At 68.2% G+C, this 20,863-nt stretch carries 16 protein-coding genes; 1 reads left to right on the top strand and 15 read right to left on the bottom strand.

Annotation, left to right across the window (positions count from 1 at the left end; all coding sequences use genetic code 11):
• Positions 1–36 precede the first annotated feature (36 nt).
• The 11 genes from ACQPWZ_RS12335 to ACQPWZ_RS12385 form a co-directional block, all read right to left on the bottom strand.
• Entirely contained in the window at positions 37–1,962 is a 1,926-nt protein-coding gene (locus ACQPWZ_RS12335) for a TIGR03960 family B12-binding radical SAM protein (protein ID WP_313949013.1), read from the bottom strand.
• 52 nt (positions 1,963–2,014) lie between these two features.
• Positions 2,015–3,559, bottom strand: a complete 1,545-nt coding sequence (locus ACQPWZ_RS12340; protein WP_433571335.1) for a CHAD domain-containing protein — start codon at positions 3,557–3,559, stop codon at positions 2,015–2,017.
• A gap of 49 nt (positions 3,560–3,608) precedes the next feature.
• Positions 3,609–4,808, bottom strand: coding sequence for a rod shape-determining protein RodA (rodA, locus tag ACQPWZ_RS12345; RefSeq protein WP_327684228.1), 1,200 nt, complete (start codon positions 4,806–4,808; stop codon positions 3,609–3,611).
• 3 nt (positions 4,809–4,811) lie between these two features.
• Entirely contained in the window at positions 4,812–6,977 is a 2,166-nt protein-coding gene (mrdA, locus tag ACQPWZ_RS12350; RefSeq protein WP_433571336.1) for a penicillin-binding protein 2, read from the bottom strand.
• A gap of 19 nt (positions 6,978–6,996) precedes the next feature.
• Positions 6,997–7,665 (bottom strand): rod shape-determining protein MreD, encoded by a 669-nt coding sequence (mreD, locus tag ACQPWZ_RS12355; protein ID WP_356701776.1) that lies wholly within the window; start codon positions 7,663–7,665, stop codon positions 6,997–6,999.
• Between the two features lie 13 nt (positions 7,666–7,678).
• Positions 7,679–8,641, bottom strand: coding sequence for a rod shape-determining protein MreC (gene mreC, locus ACQPWZ_RS12360; RefSeq protein WP_340473097.1), 963 nt, complete (start codon positions 8,639–8,641; stop codon positions 7,679–7,681).
• A 165-nt stretch (positions 8,642–8,806) separates the two neighbouring features.
• Positions 8,807–9,826 carry a rod shape-determining protein gene (locus tag ACQPWZ_RS12365; RefSeq protein ID WP_142218247.1) on the bottom strand — a complete coding sequence of 340 codons (1,020 nt, stop codon included), beginning with the start codon at positions 9,824–9,826 and terminating at the stop codon, positions 8,807–8,809.
• 254 nt (positions 9,827–10,080) lie between these two features.
• Complete coding sequence (gene ndk / locus ACQPWZ_RS12370) at positions 10,081–10,494, bottom strand: nucleoside-diphosphate kinase (RefSeq protein ID WP_313946330.1); 414 nt, start codon at positions 10,492–10,494, stop codon at positions 10,081–10,083.
• A gap of 93 nt (positions 10,495–10,587) precedes the next feature.
• Positions 10,588–10,932, bottom strand: a complete 345-nt coding sequence (locus ACQPWZ_RS12375; RefSeq protein ID WP_340473098.1) for a DUF4233 domain-containing protein — start codon at positions 10,930–10,932, stop codon at positions 10,588–10,590.
• 6 nt (positions 10,933–10,938) lie between these two features.
• A complete protein-coding gene (gene folC / locus ACQPWZ_RS12380; protein WP_433571337.1) occupies positions 10,939–12,429 on the bottom strand; it encodes a bifunctional tetrahydrofolate synthase/dihydrofolate synthase in 1,491 nt (496 codons plus the stop codon).
• 86 nt (positions 12,430–12,515) lie between these two features.
• Positions 12,516–15,140, bottom strand: coding sequence for a valine--tRNA ligase (locus ACQPWZ_RS12385; protein WP_383246024.1), 2,625 nt, complete (start codon positions 15,138–15,140; stop codon positions 12,516–12,518).
• A 136-nt stretch (positions 15,141–15,276) separates the two neighbouring features.
• Here ACQPWZ_RS12385 and ACQPWZ_RS12390 point away from each other — a divergent pair, with 136 nt between their 5' ends.
• Positions 15,277–16,230 carry a hypothetical protein gene (locus ACQPWZ_RS12390; protein WP_433571338.1) on the top strand — a complete coding sequence of 318 codons (954 nt, stop codon included), beginning with the start codon at positions 15,277–15,279 and terminating at the stop codon, positions 16,228–16,230.
• A gap of 203 nt (positions 16,231–16,433) precedes the next feature.
• Here the strand turns inward: ACQPWZ_RS12390 and clpX are convergent, their stop codons facing one another.
• The 4 genes from clpX to tig all read right to left on the bottom strand — a co-directional run bounded on the left by clpX (position 16,434) and on the right by tig (position 20,841).
• Positions 16,434–17,717, bottom strand: a complete 1,284-nt coding sequence (gene clpX / locus ACQPWZ_RS12395; RefSeq protein ID WP_313946325.1) for an ATP-dependent Clp protease ATP-binding subunit ClpX — start codon at positions 17,715–17,717, stop codon at positions 16,434–16,436.
• Positions 17,718–17,862: 145 nt separating this feature from the next.
• Positions 17,863–18,546 (bottom strand): ATP-dependent Clp protease proteolytic subunit, encoded by a 684-nt coding sequence (locus ACQPWZ_RS12400; protein WP_313946324.1) that lies wholly within the window; start codon positions 18,544–18,546, stop codon positions 17,863–17,865.
• A 55-nt stretch (positions 18,547–18,601) separates the two neighbouring features.
• Positions 18,602–19,207, bottom strand: a complete 606-nt coding sequence (locus ACQPWZ_RS12405; RefSeq protein ID WP_327686879.1) for an ATP-dependent Clp protease proteolytic subunit — start codon at positions 19,205–19,207, stop codon at positions 18,602–18,604.
• Positions 19,208–19,446: 239 nt separating this feature from the next.
• Positions 19,447–20,841: a trigger factor gene (tig, locus tag ACQPWZ_RS12410; protein ID WP_340473102.1), complete on the bottom strand. Its 1,395-nt coding sequence runs from the start codon at positions 20,839–20,841 to the stop codon at positions 19,447–19,449.
• Positions 20,842–20,863 lie beyond the last annotated feature (22 nt).

The raw sequence follows: 20,863 nt of genomic DNA on the forward strand, positions 1-20,863 counted from the left end.
ACGCGGTTTCCCACACGACCGGACCCACCCCGAGAGCTACTTGACGACGGTCAGCGGCAGAAGCTTCTTGCCCGTCGGGCCGATCTGGATGGAGGTGTCGAGCTGAGGACACACCCCACAGTCGAAGCACGGCGTCCAGCGGCAGTCCTCGACCTCGGTCTCGTCCAGCGAGTCCTGCCAGTCCTCCCAGAGCCAGTCCTTGTCGAGACCGGAGTCCAGGTGGTCCCAGGGCAGGACCTCCTCGTACGTACGCTCCCGGGTGGTGTACCAGTCGACGTCCACGCCGAATTCGGGGAGCGTCTTGTCCGCGCAGGCCATCCAGCGGTCGTACGAGAAGTGCTCGCGCCAGCCGTCGAAGCGGCCGCCGTCCTCGTAGACGGCGCGGATCACGGAGCCGATGCGGCGGTCACCGCGCGAGAGCAGGCCCTCGACGATGCCGGGCTTGCCGTCGTGGTAGCGGAAGCCGATCGAGCGGCCGTACTTCTTGTCGCCGCGGATCTTGTCGCGCAGCTTCTCCAGCCGCGCGTCGGTCTCCTCGGCGCTCAGCTGCGGCGCCCACTGGAAGGGCGTGTGCGGCTTGGGGACGAATCCCCCGATGGAGACGGTGCAGCGGATGTCGTTCTGGCCGGAGACCTTGCGGCCCTCGGCGATGACCTTCACGGCCATGTCGCCGATCTGCAGGACGTCCTCGTCGGTCTCGGTGGGCAGGCCGCACATGAAGTACAGCTTCACCTGGCGCCAGCCGTTGCCGTACGCGGTGGAGACCGTGCGGATCAGGTCCTCCTCCGAGACCATCTTGTTGATGACCTTGCGCAGGCGCTCGGAGCCGCCCTCGGGGGCGAAGGTGAGGCCGGAGCGGCGGCCGTTGCGGGTCAGTTCGTTGGCCAGGTCGACGTTGAACGCGTCGACGCGGGTGGACGGGAGGGACAGACCGATCTTGTCCTCCTCGTACCGGTCCGCCAGCCCCTTGGCGATGTCGCCGATCTCGCTGTGGTCCGCGGAGGACAGCGAGAGCAGGCCGACCTCTTCGAAGCCGGTCGCCTTGAGGCCCTTGTCGACCATGTCGCCGATGCCGGTGATGCTGCGCTCGCGCACCGGACGGGTGATCATGCCCGCCTGGCAGAAGCGGCAGCCGCGGGTGCAGCCGCGGAAGATCTCGACGGACATGCGCTCGTGGACGGTCTCGGCGAGCGGGACGAGCGGCTGCTTGGGGTAGGGCCACTCGTCGAGGTCCATGACGGTGTGCTTGGACACGCGCCACGGGACACCGGACTTGTTGGGTACGACGCGGCCGATGCGGCCGTCGGGCAGGTACTCGACGTCGTAGAAGGCCGGGACGTAGACGCTGCCGGTCCTGGCGAGGCGGAAGAGGACCTCCTCGCGGCCGCCGGGGCGTCCTTCCGCCTTCCAGGTGCGGATGATCTCGGTCATGTCGAGGACGGCCTGCTCGCCGTCGCCGATGATCACGCAGTCGACGAAGTCGGCGATCGGCTCGGGGTTGAAGGCCGCGTGGCCGCCGGCGAGCACGATCGGGTCGTCGAGGGTGCGGTCCCGGGACTCCAGCGGAATGCCGGCCAGGTCGAGGGCCGTGAGCATGTTGGTGTAACCCAGCTCGGTGGAGAAGCTGAGGCCGAAGACGTCGAAGGCCTTCACCGGGCGGTGCGCGTCGACGGTGAACTGGGGCACCCGGTGTTCGCGCATCAGCTCTTCGAGGTCGGGCCAGACGCTGTAGGTGCGCTCCGCCAGCACACCGTCACGCTCGTTCAGTACCTCGTAGAGGATCATGACGCCCTGGTTGGGGAGTCCGACCTCGTACGCGTCGGGGTACATGAGCGCCCAGCGGACGTCGCAGGCGTCCCAGTCCTTGACGGTGGAGTTGAGTTCTCCTCCGACGTACTGAATCGGCTTCTGGACGTGCGGGAGAAGCGCTTCCAGGCGTGGGAAGACCGACTCGACAGGCATCGTGGTGTCTCTCATGAGCGGGTTGGGTGACCATCCAGCGTACCCCCGATGCTCACCCGGTCAGCGCAGTCCGAAGATCCTTCTTGGCGGCGTTGGACCAGACGCCGGGGAGCTCCCGCTCCAGATCGGCCGCCTCGCTCTCCTCGCGGCCGTGGAGGAGTCCCCAGGTGAAGGCGGACTCTCCGGCGGCGTGGGCCTGGATTCCGAGATCCCGCAGGGTGCCGCGGGCGACGACGCTGTCCTGGTGGTCGCCGAGCAGGGTCTGCACGCTCTTCATGGCCTTGGCGAAGCGCTTCGCGGGCTTGCCGAGGGCGGGCCTGGCGGCCTCTCCGGCGTAGCGGGCGCGCTTGGCGGCCTTGCGGGCCTCGTGGAGTGCGAGGTCCCGTTCCTCGCCGGGTTCCATGCCGAGGGCGGGCTCGATCCGGCCGGCCAGGCGTTCGTAGTCCTTGGTGATCGCCTTGGGGAGGACGTCGGAGGGGTCGCCGGCGGCGGCCTTGCGCAGCGGCGGGTCGGCGAGGAGTGCGTCCAGCGTGTCGAGGAGGTCGAGGTAGCGCGTGCTGTCCAGGGTGGCGACGGCCCTGCGGCGGGAGTCGGAGCCCTGTGAGGCGTTCCAGACCTGGAGCCGTGCGCGGACGGGTCCGAGCAGCAGTGTCTGCGGTACGGCGGCGATGCGGGTGTCCAGCCGTGCGGCGAGTACTTCCTGGTCGCGGGCGACGCCGAGCTCCGCGGCCAGCCATTTCAGCTCGTCGCCGACGGGGTCGGTGACGGTGCGGTCGAGGACCTTGCGGTAGGTCTTGAAGACGCTGCGGAGCCTGCGGGTGGCGACGCGCATCTGGTGGACCGAGTCGGGGAGGTCGCGGCGTACGGCGGGGTCGTAGGCGAGGACGGCCTCGATCTGCTCGCGGACGTAGTCGAGGATGTAGTCGCCCGCGCTGCCGGGTGTGACGACGGGCCCGGCGGGCTTCTCTTTCGTCTGCTCGGTGCTGTCCTCGTCGGGGGCGGTCTCCTCCAGTGCGCGGGCCAGTTTGGAGGGGCTCGCGGCCCGGACGAGTCCGGCCTTGCGGAGCCTCTTGTCGATCGCGTCGAGAAGGGCCGGATCTTTGCCGTCGGCGAGTTCGACCTCGATCTCGTCCCATGCGGCGGTGCGCAGCTCGCCAGGGGCGAGCCGCTGTGCGTGGACGGTGTCCTTGCTGAGCTCGGCCAGGAGGTCGCCGTCCTCATCGACCAGGTGGTGGACGTCGCGGGCGGTGCGCAGGCGGACGACGGGTACGAGGTCGGCTCCGCGGACGCGGGCCGTGACGAGTTGCGCGATCTCCTCGGGGACCTCGTCGGAGAGCGGCGCGTGGATCTCGTCGCGCACGTCGGGCGCGACGGGGAGCTTGAGGTGCCAGCCCGCGTCCGCGCCCCCGGTCCTGCGGCGCAGGGTGATGGAGGCTGCGGAGAGCCGCAGGTCGGCGGTGTCGTAGTAGACGGCGTCGAGCTCGGTGACGCCCTGTTCGAGTGTTCCGGCGACTGAGCCGACCTTGGTGAGGTCGGGCAGCTTGGTGTCGGGGGCGGCCTCGTACTTACGCTCGATCTCTCGCTTGGTGTCCACCATGAATCGAACTTACCCATCATTGGGTTCGCCTGACCCGCGCAGGCAGGCACTACGCAGTTATCGGCCGTTGCACGCGGATGGACTGGAGCAGCCCGACGGCGACCCAGACGGCGAACATCGACGAGCCTCCGTAGGAGACGAACGGCAGGGGCAGACCGGCGACCGGCATGATGCCGAGGGTCATGCCGACGTTCTCGAAGGACTGGAAGGCGAACCAGGCGATGATGCCGGCGGCGACGATGGTGCCGTAGAGCTCGGTGGTCTCTCGGGCGATCCGGCAGGCGCGCCAGAGCACCACGCCGAGGAGCAGCAGGATCAGTCCGGCGCCGAGGAAGCCGAGTTCTTCGCCGGCGACGGTGAAGACGAAGTCGGTCTGCTGCTCGGGGACGAACTGGCCGGTGGTCTGGGAGCCCTTGAACAGGCCGGTTCCGCTCAGCCCGCCGGATCCGATGGCGATCCGCGCCTGGTTGGTGTTGTAGCCGACTCCGGCGGGGTCGAGTTCGGGGTTGGCGAACGCCGCGAAGCGGTTGATCTGGTACTCGTCGAGGACGCCGAGGGCCGCGACGGCGACGGCGCCGATGACGCCGGTGCCGATGATCCCGAGGATCCAGCGGTTGGAGGCTCCGGAGGCGAGCAGGACGCCGAGCACGATGACGGCCATCACCATCACCGAGCCGAGGTCGGGCATCAGCATCACGATGGCCATCGGCACGAGCGCGAGGCCGAGGGACTTGGCGACGGTGCGGTGGTCCGGATGGACGAGGTCGCCCGCGTCGACGCGGGCCGCGAGCATCATCGCCATGCCGAGGATGATCGTGATCTTCACGAACTCGGACGGCTGGATGGAGAAGCCGCCGCCGAGCACGATCCAGGCGTGCGCGCCGTTGATGGTCGCGCCGACGGGGGTGAGGACGAGCAGCACGAGGACGACGGAGATCCCGTACAGCACGGGCACGGCTCCGCGCAGGGTGCGGTGTCCGAGCCAGATCGTGCCGACCATCAGGGCGAGGCCGATGCCGGTGTTGAGGACGTGCCGGAACAGGAAGTAGTAGGGGTCTCCGTGGTTGAGCGCCTCGCGGTTGCGGGTCGCGGACCATACGAGCAGCGATCCCACGAAGGAGAGGGCGATCGCGGAGAGCAGCAGGGGCCAGTCGAGTCTGCGCACGACGGAGTCGCGTGCCGACAGACGGGTCCACATTCCACCGCGCTGCGGGCCGTAGCCGGAGACGGAGAAGCCATTGCCGGCCATGTCTCAGTCCCTCCGCGCGGGCGGTCCCGCGAGCAGCTGTTCGGCCGGGGCCTTGGGTTTCTTCGGCTGGTACGGCTGGATCTTCGGGGCGTCGATGGAGCCGTCGGGCTGGATCTTCGGCAGTGCGGTCTGCGGGGCGGGCATGAGGGCCTTCTTGAGGTCCTGGGCGCCCTTCTCGTCGAGTCCGTACATGGCTTCGTAGATCTTGCGGACGGCCGGTCCGGAGGCTCCGGAACCCGTACCACCCTGGGCGATCGTCATGATGATCGTGTAGTCGTTCGTGTAGGAGACGAACCAGGAGGTCGTCTGCTTGCCGTAGACCTCGGCCGTACCCGTCTTGGCGTGCATCGGGATCTTGTCCTGCGGCCAGCCGCCGAATCGCCAGGCGGCGGAGCCGCGGGTGGTGACTCCCGCGAGGGCGGCGTCTATCTGCTTCCTGGTCTTGGTGTTCATCGGCAGCTTGCCGTGCGACGTGGGCTTGATCTGCTCGACGCTCTTGCCGTCCGCGCTGATGATCGCCTTGCCGATGGTGGGGTTGAAGAGGGTGCCGCCGTTGGCGATGGCCGCGTAGATGGTGGCCATCTGGATCGGGGTGACGAGGGTGTCTCCCTGGCCGATCGAGTAGTTGACGGAGTCACCGGCGCGCATCCGGTTGCCTTCGAGGCAGTTCTCGAACGCGATCTTCTCGACGTAGTCGCCGTTCTTCTTGCCCTGCTTGCACCAGCCGTCCTTGTTCGCCTCCCAGAAGCTCTGCTTCCACTGGCGGTCGGGGACGCGGCCGCTGACCTCGTTGGGGAGGTCGATGCCGGTCTCGTTGCCGAGACCGAACTGGTGGGCGGTCTTGTAGAACCAGTCGTTGGGCTTCTTCTTGGGCTTGGTGCCGCCGTCCTTCTGCCACTCGCGGTGGGCGAGGCCGTAGTAGACGGTGTCGCAGGAGACCTCGAGGGCGCGGCCGAGGCTGATGCTGCCGTAGCCCTTGGACTCGAAGTTCTTGAAGACCTGGCCGCCGACGGAGTACGAGCTCGGGCAGGGGTAGTTGCCGTTGAAGTCGTATCCGGCGTTGACCGCGGCGGTGGAGGAGATCACCTTGAAGATCGAGCCGGGTGCGGCCTGGCCCTGGATGGCGCGGTTGAGCAGGGGGTAGTTGGAGGACTTGCCGGTGAGCCTGGCGTAGTCCTTGCCGGAGATGCCGCCGACCCAGGCGTTCGGGTCGTAGGTCGGCTGGGAGGCCATCGAGATGATCCGGCCGGTCTTGTTCTCCATGACCACGACGGCGCCCGCGTCGGCCTTGTAGTTCTCGTTGGTGTTGCGGTCGTGCTCCTTGCGGGCTTCCTTCATCGCGAAGTTGAGCTCGTACTCGGCGACGGCCTGCACCCGGGCGTCGATGGAGGTGACGACGTTGGCGCCGGGCTGGGCGAGGTCCTTGTCGGCCTGGCCGATGACGCGGCCGAGGTTGTCGACCTCGTAGCGGGTGACGCCGGCGTTGCCGCGCAGGGCCTTATCGTAGGTGCGCTCGAGTCCGGAGCGGCCGACCTGGTCGGAGCGCAGGAAGGGCGAGTCGGTGTCCTTGGCCTTCTCGATCTCCTCGTCGGTGACGGGTGAGAGATAGCCGAGGACCTGCGCGGTGTTGGTCTTGCCGGGCGCGGCGTAGCGGCGTACGGCGGTCGGCTCGGCCGTGATGCCGGGGAAGTCCTCTGCGCGTTCACGGATCTGGAGGGCCTGCTGGGTGGTGGCCTCGTCGGTGACGGGGATCGGCTGGTAGGGCGAGCCGTTCCAGCAGGGTTGCGGGGTCTTGGAGTCGCAGAGCCTGACCTTGTCCATGACGTCCTTCGGCTTCATGCCGAGGACCGCGCCGAGCCGGGTGAGGACGGCCTTGCCGTCGTCCTTCATCTTCATCAGCTCGGTGCGGGACGCGGAGACGACCAGGCGGGTCTCGTTGTCGGCGAGGGGGACGCCGCGGGAGTCGAGGATCGCGCCGCGGACCGCGGGCTGGACGACCTGCTGGACGTGGTTGTTCTTCGCCTCGTCGGTGTACTCCTGGCCGTTGCGGATCTGGATGTACCAGAGGCGCCCGCCGAGCGTGAGGAGGAGGGAGAAGACCAGAACCTGGATGACGACGAGCCGGATCTGGACCCGAGGGGTCCGGCCGGTCTCGGGAATGTTGCTCATACTGCGTGTGCCCCCTCGTTCACAGTCGCTTGACTCCCTTGATGCGGCCGGCGCGGGCCGCTCTGGTCCTGGCGGCCTTCAGCCGCAGGCCGCCGCGCTGGCTGCCGATCCGCAGGCCGGTGCCGGAGGCGAGCCAGCCGGAGGCGACGTCCCCGGCGTTGTTGGTCTGGCTGTTCTCTAGCGGATCGTTGTCGGCGCGTCTGGCGAGCGCCATGATCAGCGGCACGGTGAACGGCGCGAGCAGCAGGTCGTAGACGGCGGCCGTGAACAGCAGGCTGCCGAGGCCCACATGGCGGGCGGCGGTGTCGCCGACGAGGGCGCCCACGCCGGCGTACAGCAGGGTCGAGCCGACGGCGGCAGCGACGACGACGAGCATCGGTCCGGTGGCGGACCTGAACCGGCCGTTGTCGGGGCGGGCGAGGCCGGCGAGGTAGCCGATCACGCAGAGCACGAGCGCGTAGCGTCCGGCGGCGTGGTCGGCGGGCGGCGCGAGGTCGGCGAGGAGTCCCGCGCCGAAGCCGATGAAGGCACCCGCCATGTGGCCGTAGACGAGCGCGAGTCCAAGGACGACGAGCAGCATCAGGTCGGGGACGGCACCGGGCAGCTGGAGGCGGGCGAGGATGGAGACCTGGATGACGAGAGCGACCACGACGAGCGTCGTCGAGAGAAGCATCCGGTTGAAACGCATGACGGATCAGCTCCTACTGCTGGTCGTTCTGGTCGTCGGCATTGCCGGAGTCCTCGCCGCTGCCGGCGCTGGGCGTGACGGTCACGGTGACCGTCGGCGTGGGCCGGGGCGCTGCGGGTTTCGGCGGCAGGACGGTGTCGCGCGGGTCGGAGCGCGGGGCTACGACGACCACGCCGACGATGTCGAGCTTGCTGAAGCCGACGTAGGGCCGGACGAAGATGTTGCGGGTCAGGTCGCCGCCGGAGGGGTCGACGCGGACCACCTCACCGACGGGGACGCCCGGCACGAACGGCTTGTCGGCCTGGGAGCCGAAGGTGACCAGCCGGTCGCCCTTCTTCACCTTGGACTTGCCGTTGAGCAGCTGGACGGAGAGCGGACGGTCGCCCTGGCCGGTGGCGAAGCCGAGCTCGTCGGTCTTCTCCATCCGGGTGCCGACGGTGAAGTCCGGGTCGTTGGCCAGCAGTACGGTCGCCGTGCCCGGGCCGACGGTGGTGACGCGGCCGACGAGTCCGTCGCCGTTCAGCACGGTCATGTCGCGCTTGATGCCGTCGTCGGAACCGACGTCGATGGTGACGGTCCACGAGAAGCCCTGGGCGGCTCCTATGGCGATGACCTCCGCGCCCTTGATGCCGTACTGGCCGGCGCCCGCGGTCTTGAGCATCTTGTCGAGCTCGCGCGCGCGGCTGCGGTTGCGGTCGTCGCTTCCGAGTCTGGCCTTGAGCGCGGCGTTCTCGCGCTCCAGCACGGCGATGCGGTCGTGTCGCTCCCCGGAGTCCCGTACGGCTCCGATGGCGTTGCCGATCGGGTTGACCGCGGTGGCCACGCCGTTCTCGACGGGCCCGAAGGCCGAGGCGGCGGCCTGCCGGGCGCCGTCGACGGGTGAGTCCTCGCCCCCGCGGATGTCCACCGTGATCAAAGCGAACGCGATGGCGATCAGCAGCACCAGGAGCAGCCGGCTCTCTCGTGTGTCCCTCACGTGCGGCGGCCGTGCCTTCCTCGTAGGAATGTTGATGTCTGTATATCAACGATCTGCCGTACGGGTTGGCAGGCACCCGAACAGGGGATCCCCCGGGCCCGTGGGCCCAGGGGGCAGATCGTCTTCCCGGGGCCCGACACCCCGGGGCCCCGCCCCCGAACAGACCTAGCGGCGGGGCTGGGCGTCCAGCACCTGCTGGAGCGCCTCGAACTCCTCGACGCACTTGCCGGATCCGAGAGCCACCGAATCCAGCGGGTCCTCGGCGATGTGGATCGGCATACCGGTCTCGCGGCGCAGCCGTTCGTCCAGTCCGCGCAGCAGTGCGCCACCGCCGGTGAGGACGATGCCGCGGTCCATGACGTCGCCGGACAGCTCCGGCGGGCACTTGTCGAGCGTGGTCTTGACGGCGTCCACGATCGCGTTGACCGGTTCCTCGATCGCCTTGCGGACTTCGGCGGCCGAGATGACGACGGTCTTGGGCAGACCGGACACGAGGTCACGACCGCGGATCTCGGTGTGCTCGTCCTTGTCCATGTCGTACGCGGAACCAATGGTGATCTTGATGTTCTCGGCGGTCCGTTCGCCGAGCAGGAGTGAGTACTCCTTCTTGATGTGCTGAATGATCGCGTTGTCCAGCTCGTCGCCGGCGACGCGAATGGACTGTGCTGTGACGATTCCGCCGAGCGAGATCACGGCGACTTCGGTGGTGCCGCCGCCGATGTCGACGACCATATTGCCGGTGGCTTCATGAACCGGGAGTCCGGAGCCGATGGCCGCGGCCATGGGCTCCTCGATGATGTGCACCTGACGGGCGCCCGCCTGCGTCGATGCCTCGATGACCGCGCGGCGCTCAACGCCCGTGATGCCGGAGGGCACACAGACGACGACACGCGGCCGGGCGAGGTACCGGCGCTTGTGGATCTTCAGGATGAAGTAGCGGAGCATTCGCTCGGTGATCTCGAAGTCGGCGATGACGCCGTCCTTCAACGGCCGGACGGCAACGATGTTGCCCGGTGTCCGGCCGATCATCTTCTTCGCCTCGGCGCCGACCGCGAGAATGCCGCCCGTGTTGGTGTTGATGGCGACGACGGACGGCTCGTTGAGGACGATCCCCCGGCCCCTGACGTACACCAGCGTGTTGGCGGTCCCGAGGTCGACAGCCATGTCACGGCCGATGAACGACATGTTGTTCCCCATGAGGATGCGTCTGGCCTTCCCAAATCGAGCGTTGATGGCTTTTTAGGACGGCGAGGTGGGTGCTGTGGCGTGGAGGCTTCCATCGTAGTGCCGCCTGCACGGACACGGCGCGGTGGTCCACCTCTCTATAGGTGACGAGGTGTCGCAGCGATGCGTTCCCGAATTGCGCTCGCATATACCGAAGGGCGACCGAAATTCCTTCGGTCGCCCCAGGTCATGAGCGCTGTTCGGCTGACGCCCGGTCAGGAAAGGCCCGGGAAAAAAATCTTCAGTTCCCGAATGGCGGACTCCTCCGAGTCCGAGGCGTGGATCAGGTTCTCCCGGACGATCGTGCCGAAGTCGCCACGGATGGAGCCCGGAGCCGCGGCAATCGGATCGGTCGGACCGGCGAGCGCGCGCATGCCCTCGATGACCCGCTCGCCGTCGACGACCAGCGCGACGACCGGACCGGAGGCCATGAACTCGACCAGCGGCTCGTAGAACGGCTTGCCCTTGTGCTCGCCGTAGTGCTGCTCCAGGATCTCCGCCTCGAGCGTGCGCAGCTCCAGCGCGCTGATGGTCCAGCCGGCCTTGGCCTCGATACGGCCGATGATCTCGCCGATCAGACCGCGGCGTACGGCGTCGGGCTTGAGCAGGACGAGCGTGCGCTGGCTCACGGATCGAGCTCCTTCAGTGCAGGTGAGGGTGCGAGTGTTCAGAGGCTACAGGGCCGAACGGGGCCGGGATCACTCAGCGTCAGGCTCGGGGGTTCAGTCCGGGACCGGGTCCTGGGCCGCCCATCTCGCCTTCGCCTCGTCGATCTTGCGGCCGTAGTGCACGGAGGCCCACCACAGGCCCGCGAACACCGCTCCCAGGAAGAACATCGTGGGCACCACGAACCCGCTCACGATCAGCGCGATCTGCAGCGCCCAGCCGAGCTGGACCCCGCCGGGGCGGGTGATCATCCCGCACAGCAGCACCGACAGCGCCATCCCGACACCGCACACCGTCCAGACGGTGGCCGTCGACAGGCCGTCCGACTTCATGGCGACCAGTCCGGCGAAACCGATGACGAAGAATTCACCGATGAGGGTGGACGCACAGAGCGTTCGCATCAGCGGTCAGCCCCTCTTCAGCAGCAGCCGGGCTTCGCCGACCGTGATCACCGAGCCGGTCACCAGCACACCCGCGCCCGCGTATTCGGCTTCTTCCTCGGCGAGCGTGATCGCCGCCTCCAGTGCCTCGTCCAGCCGTGGCTCGACCACCACCCGGTCGTCGCCGAAGATCTCCACGGCGACCCCCGCCAGGGTGTCGACATCCATCGCCCGATGACTGGAGTTCTGGGTGACGACGACCTCGGCGAAGATCGGCTCGAACGCCTCCAGCAGTCCGCGCACATCCTTCTCGCCGCTCGCGCCCACCACACCGATGAGCCGGGAGAACCCGAAGGCCTCGGTGACCGCCTCGGCGCTCGCCCGCGCTCCCGCCGGGTTGTGCGCGGCGTCCAGGACGACGGTCGGGCTGCGGCGCACGACCTCCAGCCGACCGGGCGAGGACACGGCGGCGAACGCCTTGCGGACGGTGTCCGCGTCCAGCCCACCCGTCTGCTCGGCGCCGACACCGAAGAACGCTTCGACCGCCGCCAGTGCCACTGCCGCGTTGCGCGCCTGGTGGGCCCCGTACAGCGGAAGGAAGATCTCGTCGTACTCGCCGCCGAGGCCGCGCAGCGTCAACTGCTGACCGCCGACCGCGACCTCCCGGGACACCAGACCGAATTCCATGCCCTCGCGGGCCACCGTGGCGTCGACCTCCACGGCCTTCTTCAGCATCACCTGCGCTGCGTCCACGGGCTGCTGCGCCAGGATGACGGTCGCGCCCTGCTTGATGACACCGGCCTTCTCGGCCGCGATCTCACCGGGGGTGGAGCCGAGCCGGTCGGTGTGGTCGAGGTCGATGGGGGTGATCACGGCGACCGAGGCATCGATCACGTTCGTCGCGTCCCAGCTGCCGCCCATACCGACCTCGACGACCGCCACGTCCACGGGCGCGTCGGCGAAGGCGGCGTACGCCATGCCGGTGAGCACCTCGAAGAAGGAGAGCCGGAACTCCTGCGACTGGTCGACCATCTCGACGTACGGCTTGATGTCCTCGTACGTCTCGATGAAGCGCTCGGCCTCGATCGGGGCGCCGTCGAGGCTGATCCGCTCGGTGATCGACTGCACGTGCGGCGAGGTGTACCGGCCGGTGCGCAGCTCGAAGGCGGAGAGCAGGGCCTCGATCATGCGGGCGGTGGAGGTCTTGCCGTTCGTTCCGGTGATGTGGATCGAGGGATACGCCCGCTGGGGCTCCCCCAGCACATCCATCAGGGCGGCGATCCGGGCGACGGACGGCTCCAGCTTGGTCTCGCCCCAGCGGCCGGCCAGCTCCTGCTCCACCGCGCGGAGCGCCTTGTCCACCTCCGGATCCGCGGGCCGGGCAGGTGCGGCATCACCCTGGGGCACGCCGGCCTGCGCGCGCAGGGTACGGCTGCCGGCCTCGATCACCGCCAGGTCGGGGTCACGGTCGGTCTCGGCGTCGACGATCTCGTCGAAAGGGTCGGGCTGCTCACTCACAGGGCCAGTCTACGGAGCCGCTGCCCCGACACGGAGCGCCGCCCCGGACCCCCGTGTTCTCGGGGTCCGGGGCGGAGCCGTGTACATCAGGCCTGCGGCAGGCGATCGAGCTGCGCGGTGATCCGCTCGATGTCCTCCTCGGCCTTGGCGAGCCGGGTACGGATCTTGTCGACCACGTTGTCCGGGGCCTTGGCCAGGAACGCCTCGTTGCCGAGCTTGCCGTGCGCCTGGGCCTTCTCCTTCTCGGCCGCCGCGAGGTCCTTCGCGAGCCGCTTGCGCTCGGCGGCGACGTCGATGGTGCCGGACAGGTCGAGGGCGACCGTGGCCCCCGCGACCGGCAGGGTCGCCGTCGCGCTGAAGGCCTCGCCCTCCGGCTGGAGCCGCAGCAGCTGCCGGATCGCGGCCTCGTGCGGCGCGAGCGCGGTGCCGTCGAGGGTGAGCCGGGCGGGGACCTTCTGGCCGGGCTGGAGGCCCTGGTCGGAACGGAAGCGGCGGACTTCGGTGACGACGCGCTGGAGGTTCTCGATCTCCCGCTCGGCGGCGTCGTCGCGGAAGCCGCTGTCGGCCGGCCACTCGGCGATGACGATCGACTCCCGGCCGGTCAGCGTGGTCCAGAGCGTCTCGGTGACGAAGGGAACCACGGGGTGCAGCAGCCGCAGCATGACGTCGAGGACCTCACCGAGGACCCGGCCGGACACCTTGGCCGCCTCACCACCGCCGAAGAAGACGGTCTTGGACAGCTCGACGTACCAGTCGAAGACCTCGTCCCACGCGAAGTGGTAGAGGGCGTCCGACAGCTTGGAGAACTGGTAGTCCTCGTAATACGCGTCGACCTCGGCCACGGTCTTGTTCAGCCGCGACAGGATCCACCGGTCGGTGGCCGACAGGCGCTCGGCCGACGGCAGTTCGCCCTCGATCGTCGCACCGTTCATCAGCGCGAAACGGGTGGCGTTCCAGATCTTGTTGGCGAAGTTCCGGGACGCCTGGACCCAGTCCTCGCCGATCGGGACATCGACACCCGGGTTGGCGCCGCGGGCCAGGGTGAAGCGGACGGCGTCGGAACCGTAACTGTCCATCCAGTCCAGCGGGTTGACGGCGTTGCCGAACGACTTCGACATCTTCTTGCCGAACTGGTCGCGGACCATGCCGTGCAGGGCGATGGTGTGGAACGGCGGTGTGCCGTCCATCGCGTACAGGCCGAACATCATCATCCGGGCGACCCAGAAGAAGAGGATGTCGTAGCCCGTGACCAGGACGGAGTTCGGGTAGAACTTCGCCAGGCTGTCGGTCTGCTCGGGCCAGCCGAGCGTCGAGAAGGGCCACAGACCCGAGGAGAACCAGGTGTCCAGGACATCGGTGTCCTGCGTCCAGCCGTCGCCGCTCGGGGGCTGCTCGTCGGGCCCGACGCAGACGACCTCACCGTTCGGGCCGTACCAGACCGGGATGCGGTGGCCCCACCACAACTGGCGGGAGATGCACCAGTCATGGAGGTTGTCGACCCAGTCGAAGTAGCGCTTCTCCATCTCCTGCGGGTGGATCTTGACGCGGCCGTCACGGACCGCGTCACCGGCGGCCTTGGCGAGCGGGCCGACCTTGACCCACCACTGCATCGACAGACGCGGCTCGATGGTGGTCTTGCAGCGCGAGCAGTGCCCGACGGAGTGGGTGTAGGGACGCTTCTCGGCGACGATCCGGCCGTCCGCGCGCAGTGCGGCGACGATGGCGCTGCGCGCCTCCAGCCGGTCCAGGCCCTGGAAGGGACCGTGGGCGGTGATGATGGCGTGCTCGTCCATGACGGCGAGGTTCGGCAGCCCGTGGCGCTGGCCGATCTCGAAGTCGTTCGGGTCGTGGGCGGGCGTCACCTTGACGGCGCCGGTGCCGAACTCGGGGTCGACGTGCTCGTCGGCGACGACCGGGATACGGCGGCCGGTGAGGGGCAGCACGATCTCGGTGCCGACGAGGTGCTTGTAGCGCTCGTCGTCGGGGTGAACGGCGACACCGGTGTCACCCAGCATCGTCTCGGCGCGGGTGGTGGCGACGACGATCGACGCCTCGCCCTCGCCGTAACGGATGGAGACGAGTTCACCCTCGTCGTCCTGGTACTCCACCTCGATGTCCGAGATGGCGGTGAGGCAGCGCGGACACCAGTTGATGATGCGCTCGGCGCGGTAGATCAGCTCGTCGTCGTAGAGCCGCTTGAAGATGGTCTGGACGGCCTGGGAGAGGCCCTCGTCCATGGTGAAGCGCTCGCGCGACCACGCGACACCGTCTCCGAGGCGCCGCATCTGCCCGGAGATCTGGCCGCCGGACTCCGCCTTCCACTGCCAGACGCGCTCGACGAACTCCTCGCGGCCCAGGTCGTGACGGGACTTGCCCTCCTTGGCGAGTTCGCGCTCGACGACGTTCTGGGTCGCGATGCCGGCGTGGTCCATGCCGGGCTGCCACAAGGTCTCGAAGCCCTGCATCCGCTTACGGCGGGTCAGGGCGTCGATCAGGGTGTGCTCGAAGGCATGGCCCAGGTGCAGGCTTCCGGTGACGTTCGGCGGCGGGATGACGACGGTGAACGGCGGCTTGTCGCTCTTCGCGTCGGCCTCGAAGTAACCGCGCTCCACCCAGCGCTCGTACAGCTTCCCCTCTACCTCGGCCGGCGCGTACTGGGTCGGCAGTTCGGTGATGGGCGCTGGGTTCTGCTGCTGAGAGTTCTCGGTCACGCGCCCAGTTTAGAGGTGTCACAGGGCCGTACTGAAACGGGAATCTTCGGTAACGGTGTGGGCCCCGCTGCCCCGCGATGCGGGCGCTTGGGCCAGGATGTTCGGAACACATAAGTTTCTGGAGGGGAACCCAGTAATGAGCTACAACCAGCCGGGCCCGTACGGCGGCCAGCCTCAGCAGCCCGGACCGTATGGTCAGCCGGGTCCCTACGGCCAGCAGCCGCCGCAGGCCCCGCAGCCCGGCTACGGGTACCCGCAGCAGCAGCCGCAGCCCGGATACGGCTACCCGCAGCAGACCCCGCCGCAGGGCGTCCCCCAGCAGCAGGGCCAGTGGGGCCAGCCTCAGCAGCCGGGCCCGTACGGCCAGCAGCCCTACGGCGGCGGCCAGGTCCCGCCCCCGCCGGGCGCCCCGAAGAAGAAGACGGGCCTGATCGTGGCGGCGTCGGTGGTGGCGCTCGCGGTGATCGCCGGCGGTGCGTACTTCTTCCTGGGCGGCGGCGGCAGCAGCGACGTCGCGGACGACGGTCCGCACAAGCTGACGACGCCGGCCACGGTCCTGGGCGAGTACAAGAAGTCCGACAGCGGCGGCGGCTCGAGCGAAGACGACTTCCTCAAGGACGCGGAGAAGAACGGCGTCAAGAACGCCAAGCAGGTCGAAGCCAGCTACCAGGTCAAGGACCCCAACAACCCGCTGGCTGGAAAGCTGTTGCAGTTCGGCGGCGTCTACGGCGAGATCGACGACCCGGAGAAGGTCGTCGACGGTGTGTTCGCCAGCATCGAGGCAGAGTCCAAGAAGGAGAAGGACTCCCAGGCCGAGCTGGTCGGTGAGCCGAAGGCATACACCCCTGCGGAGGCCGACGGCGCTGTGCTGAAGTGCCAGGCCATCAAGTCGGCGCCCAAGGACTCCGACGCTCCCGCCGCCGGGCCCAAGGAGTTCACGATGAACGTGTGCGTCTGGGGCGACCACAGCACCCTCGGCTTTGCGATGCCGATGAACATGGCCGACCTGATGGCAGGCAAGAGCTCGTCGCCGGAGGATGCGGCAAGCATCACCGCGAAGCTCCGCAAGGAAGTGCGCGTCAAGCTGTAGTGGGCACCCGGTTCCGGGGCCCTCCCTTGGGCCGGGAACCGGCGCCACACGATGGTGGGCACGGCCAGTTGTGGCCGGGCCCACGTGCGATACGCAGAGCCTGGCGCGCAACCCCCCAGCCGGGCTCGCGCGTAGCAACGCAAAGGGGCGCCCGGCCAGCGAACTACTGGCCGGGCGCCCCTTTGCGTACGAGCAAGCAGGCGTTACGCCGACTTCTCGTGGCGCCCCTCGTTCTTCACGACACGCGGCACCAGCGTCGGGTTCACGTTGTTGTGGACCACGTCCTCCGTGATGACGACCCGGGCCACGTCCTTGCGGGACGGGACCTCGTACATCACCGACATCAGGACCTCTTCCATGATGGCCCGCAGGCCACGCGCGCCCGTGCCGCGCAGGATCGCCTGGTCCGCGATCGCCTCCAGCGCCGGGCGGTCGAAGTCCAGCTCCACGCCGTCGAGTTCGAACAGACGCTGGTACTGCTTCACCAGCGCGTTCCGCGGCTCGACCAGGATCTGGAGCAGCGCCTCGCGGTCCAGGTTGTGGACCGAGGTCAGGACGGGGAGGCGGCCGATGAACTCCGGGATCATCCCGAACTTCACCAGGTCCTCCGGCATGACCTCCTGGAACTGGTCGCTCGCCTCGATCTCGCGCTTCGAGCGGATCGTCGCGCCGAAGCCGATGCCCTTCGCTCCCGCACGCGACTCGATGATCTTCTCCAGGCCGGCGAACGCGCCGCCCACGATGAAGAGCACGTTCGTCGTGTCGATCTGGATGAACTCCTGGTGCGGGTGCTTGCGGCCGCCCTGGGGCGGGACCGAGGCCGTCGTGCCCTCCAGGATCTTCAGCAGCGCCTGCTGGACGCCCTCACCGGACACATCGCGCGTGATCGACGGGTTTTCGCTCTTACGGGCGACCTTGTCGATCTCGTCGATGTAGATGATCCCGGTCTCGGCCTTCTTGACGTCGTAGTCCGCCGCCTGGATCAGCTTCAGCAGGATGTTCTCGACGTCCTCGCCGACATATCCCGCCTCCGTCAGCGCCGTCGCGTCGGCGATGGCGAACGGGACGTTCAGCATGCGGGCGAGCGTCTGGGCCAGCAGCGTCTTGCCGGAGCCCGTGGGGCCCAGCAGGAGGATGTTGGACTTCGCGAGCTCGATCGCGTCGTCCCGGCCCGCGCCTCCGCCGTTCTCGCCGGCCTGGACGCGCTTGTAGTGGTTGTACACCGCCACCGAGAGGGCCTTCTTCGCGGGCTCCTGCCCGACGACGTACCCCTCGAGGAACTCGTAGATCTCACGAGGCTTGGGAAGTTCTTCCCAGCGGACCTCGCTCGTCTCGGCGAGTTCCTCCTCGATGATCTCGTTGCAGAGGTCGATGCACTCGTCGCAGATGTACACACCGGGCCCTGCGATGAGCTTCTTCACCTGCTTCTGGCTCTTTCCGCAGAACGAGCACTTGAGCAGGTCGCCGCCATCACCGATGCGTGCCACGAGGTGCTTCCCCTTCGCCTGGGAGCAGCTTGGTTCAGCCGGCTCCTGGTGCCTCATATCCGACGGTACCTTGCCGGGCCCCTCGTTCGGGCCCCCCTTGGCGCGGTTCACATGGTCGTGCACCGCGCCAAAGGCTCCGCACCGGTCAGGCGGCCGCTGCGGCCGTGCTCTTGCGGGTGGAGACGATCTGGTCGACAAGACCGTACGCGAGGGCGTCCTCGGCGGTCAGGATCTTGTCGCGCTCGATGTCGTCGCGGACCTTCTCGATGGGCGTGGTGGAGTGCTTGGCCAGCATCTCCTCCAGCTGCACACGCATGCGCAGGATCTCGTTGGCCGCGATCTCCAGGTCGGAGAGCTGCTCCCGGCCGGTCTGCGAGGACGGCTGGTGGATCAGCACACGGGCGTGCGGCAGGGCCATCCGCTTGCCGGGGGTACCGGCGGCGAGCAGCACGGCCGCGGCGGAGGCCGCCTGGCCCATGCACACGGTCTGAATGTCCGGCTTCACGAACTGCATCGTGTCGTAGATGGCCGTGAGGGCCGTGAACGAGCCGCCGGGGCTGTTGATGTAGATCGAGATGTCGCGGTCCGGGTCCATGGACTCCAGGCACAGCAGCTGCGCCATGACGTCATTGGCCGATGCGTCGTCGATCTGGACTCCGAGGAAGATCACGCGCTCCTCGAACAGCTTCGCGTACGGGTCGTACTCACGCACACCCTGCGACGTGCGCTCGACGAAGCGCGGGACGACGTAGCGGTTGTCCACCTGCGGGCCGGTGTAGAGGCCGCTGGCGGAGGCGCCGGGGTAGTTGCTCATATGGGTGTTCACCATCCTGGTGGCGTACTGCGGGCTTGGGTGGCTGGGGGCGGGTCGTCCGGCTGCGGGCTCAGGCGCCGGTGCCGCCGCCGCCCGGAACGCCCGATGCGGCGGAGATGATCTCGTCGATGAGGCCGTAGTCCTTGGCCTCCTCGGCCGTGAACCAGCGGTCGCGGTCGCCGTCGCGGATGATCGCCTCGACGGTCTGGCCGGAGTGGTGGGCGGTGATCTCCGCCATGCGCTGCTTCGTGCGGAGCAGGTACTCGGCCTGGATCTTGATGTCGGAGGCGGTGCCGCCGAGTCCGGCCGAACCCTGGTGCATGAGGATGTCGGTATTGGGAAGCGCGAAGCGCTTGCCGACCGCGCCGCCGGTCAGCAGGAACTGGCCCATCGAGGCCGCCATGCCCATACCGATGGTCACCACGTCGTTCGGGATGTACTGCATGGTGTCGTAGACCGCCATGCCGGCCGTCACCGAACCGCCGGGGCTGTTGATGTAGAGGTAGATGTCCTTGTCCGGGTCAGCGGCAAGGAGCAGCATCTGCGCCGTGATCTTGTTGGCGATGTCGTCGTCGACCTGCTGGCCGAGGAAGATGATGCGCTCGCCGAGCAGCCGGTTGTAGACATGGTCGCCGAGGCCACCACCGATAGACGGCTCACCGGCGGCGTTAGGCATCAGATTCGTCACTATCCACCTGCTCGTCTCTGACGGCTGCCTGCCGTCTCAGCGTCTTCGTAACCGGGGGCGGGTACTCCCCTGCCCTCGTACTCATGGACCCTAACGCGCTGGTCGGCGGGACCCATCCCGGTTCCCGAACTGTTCGCTGGGAGCGCAAGGTGGTTGGGGTACGTGCGTACGACGACGGGCCCCGGGCGCAGTGCGTCCGGGGCCCGCCACAGGGCTCACAGTGTGGCTCAGGCCTCGGTCTTCTTGTCCTCGGCCTGGTCCTCGGCCGCGTCGCCTTCGGCGGCGGCCTCGACCGTCTCCGCGGTCTCGTCCTCGTCGTCCAGGTCGACGGTCTCACCGTTGGTGTCGACGACCTTGGCGGCCTCGACGACGACGGCGAGCGCCTTGCCGCGGGCGACCTCACCGACGAGCATCGGCACCTGGCCGCCTTCGACGACGGCCTGGGCGAACTGGTCGGGGCTCATGCCGGAGGAGGCAGCACGCCGCATGAGGTGCTCGGTGAGCTCCTCCTGGTTGACGTTCAGCTTCTCCTTGTTGACCAGCTCGTCGAGGATGAACTGGGTCTTGATGCCCTTGACCGCCTGCTCCTTGGTCTCGGCATCGAACTCTTCCTCGGTCTTGCCCTGGATCTCCAGGTACTTGCCGATGTCGATGCCCATCTGACCGAGCTGGTGGTGCTCGAGGTTGTGCTTACGGGTGTTGATCTCGTCCTCGAGGAGCTTCTCGGGGATCGGCACCTCGGCCAGCTTCAGCAGCTCGTCCAGGACGCGCTCCTGGGCCTGGGTGGCCTGGTCGTACTGCTTCATGTTCTCGAGGCGCTTGCGGCTGTCGGCCTTCAGCTCGTCGAGGGTGTCGAACTCGCTGGCCATCTGCGCGAAGTCGTCGTCGAGCTCGGGGAGCTCGCGGGAGGAGACGGCGGTCACCTTGACGGTGACCTCGGCGTCCTTGCCCTCGGCGGAGCCACCCTTGAGCTGCGAGGTGAAGGTGGCCTCGCCGCCGGCCTCCAGGCCGGTGACGGCCTCGTCGATGCCGTCGAGCAGCTCGCCGGAGCCGACGGTGTACGAGACACCGCTCGCGACGCCGTCCTCGAGGACCTCTCCGTCGACCTTGGCCTCCAGGTCGATCGTCAGGACGTCACCCTCGGCGGCGGCACGCTCGACCGGCGAGGTGGAGGCGAAGCGCTCACGGAGCTGCTCCACCGACTTCTCGACGTCCTCGTCGCTGACCTCGACGGCGTCGACGGTGACCTCGATGCCGGAGTAGTCCGGGATCTCGATGGAGGGACGGATGTCGACCTCGGCGGTGAAGTTCAGCGTCTCGCCGTCCTTCAGCTCCGTGATGTCGACCTCGGGCTGGCCGAGAACGTTGATCTCCGCCTCGTTGACCGCCTCGGTGTAGAACTTCGGGAGGGCGTCGTTGACGGCCTCCTCCAGCACAGCACCACGGCCGAACCGCTGGTCGATCACCCGGGCCGGGATCTTGCCCTTTCGGAAGCCCTTGACCGTGACCTGCTGGTTGATCTTCTTGTACGCCGCGTCGAGGCTGTCCTTGAGCTCCTCGAAGGGCACCTCGACAGTGAGCCGAACCCGAGTCGGGTTCAGGGTCTCCACGGCGCTCTTCACGGTTCGGTCTCCTTGATGGCTG

This window comes from Streptomyces sp. CA-251247 (assembly GCF_050952975.1).
Classification (GTDB): Bacteria; Actinomycetota; Actinomycetes; order Streptomycetales; family Streptomycetaceae; genus Streptomyces; species Streptomyces achmelvichensis.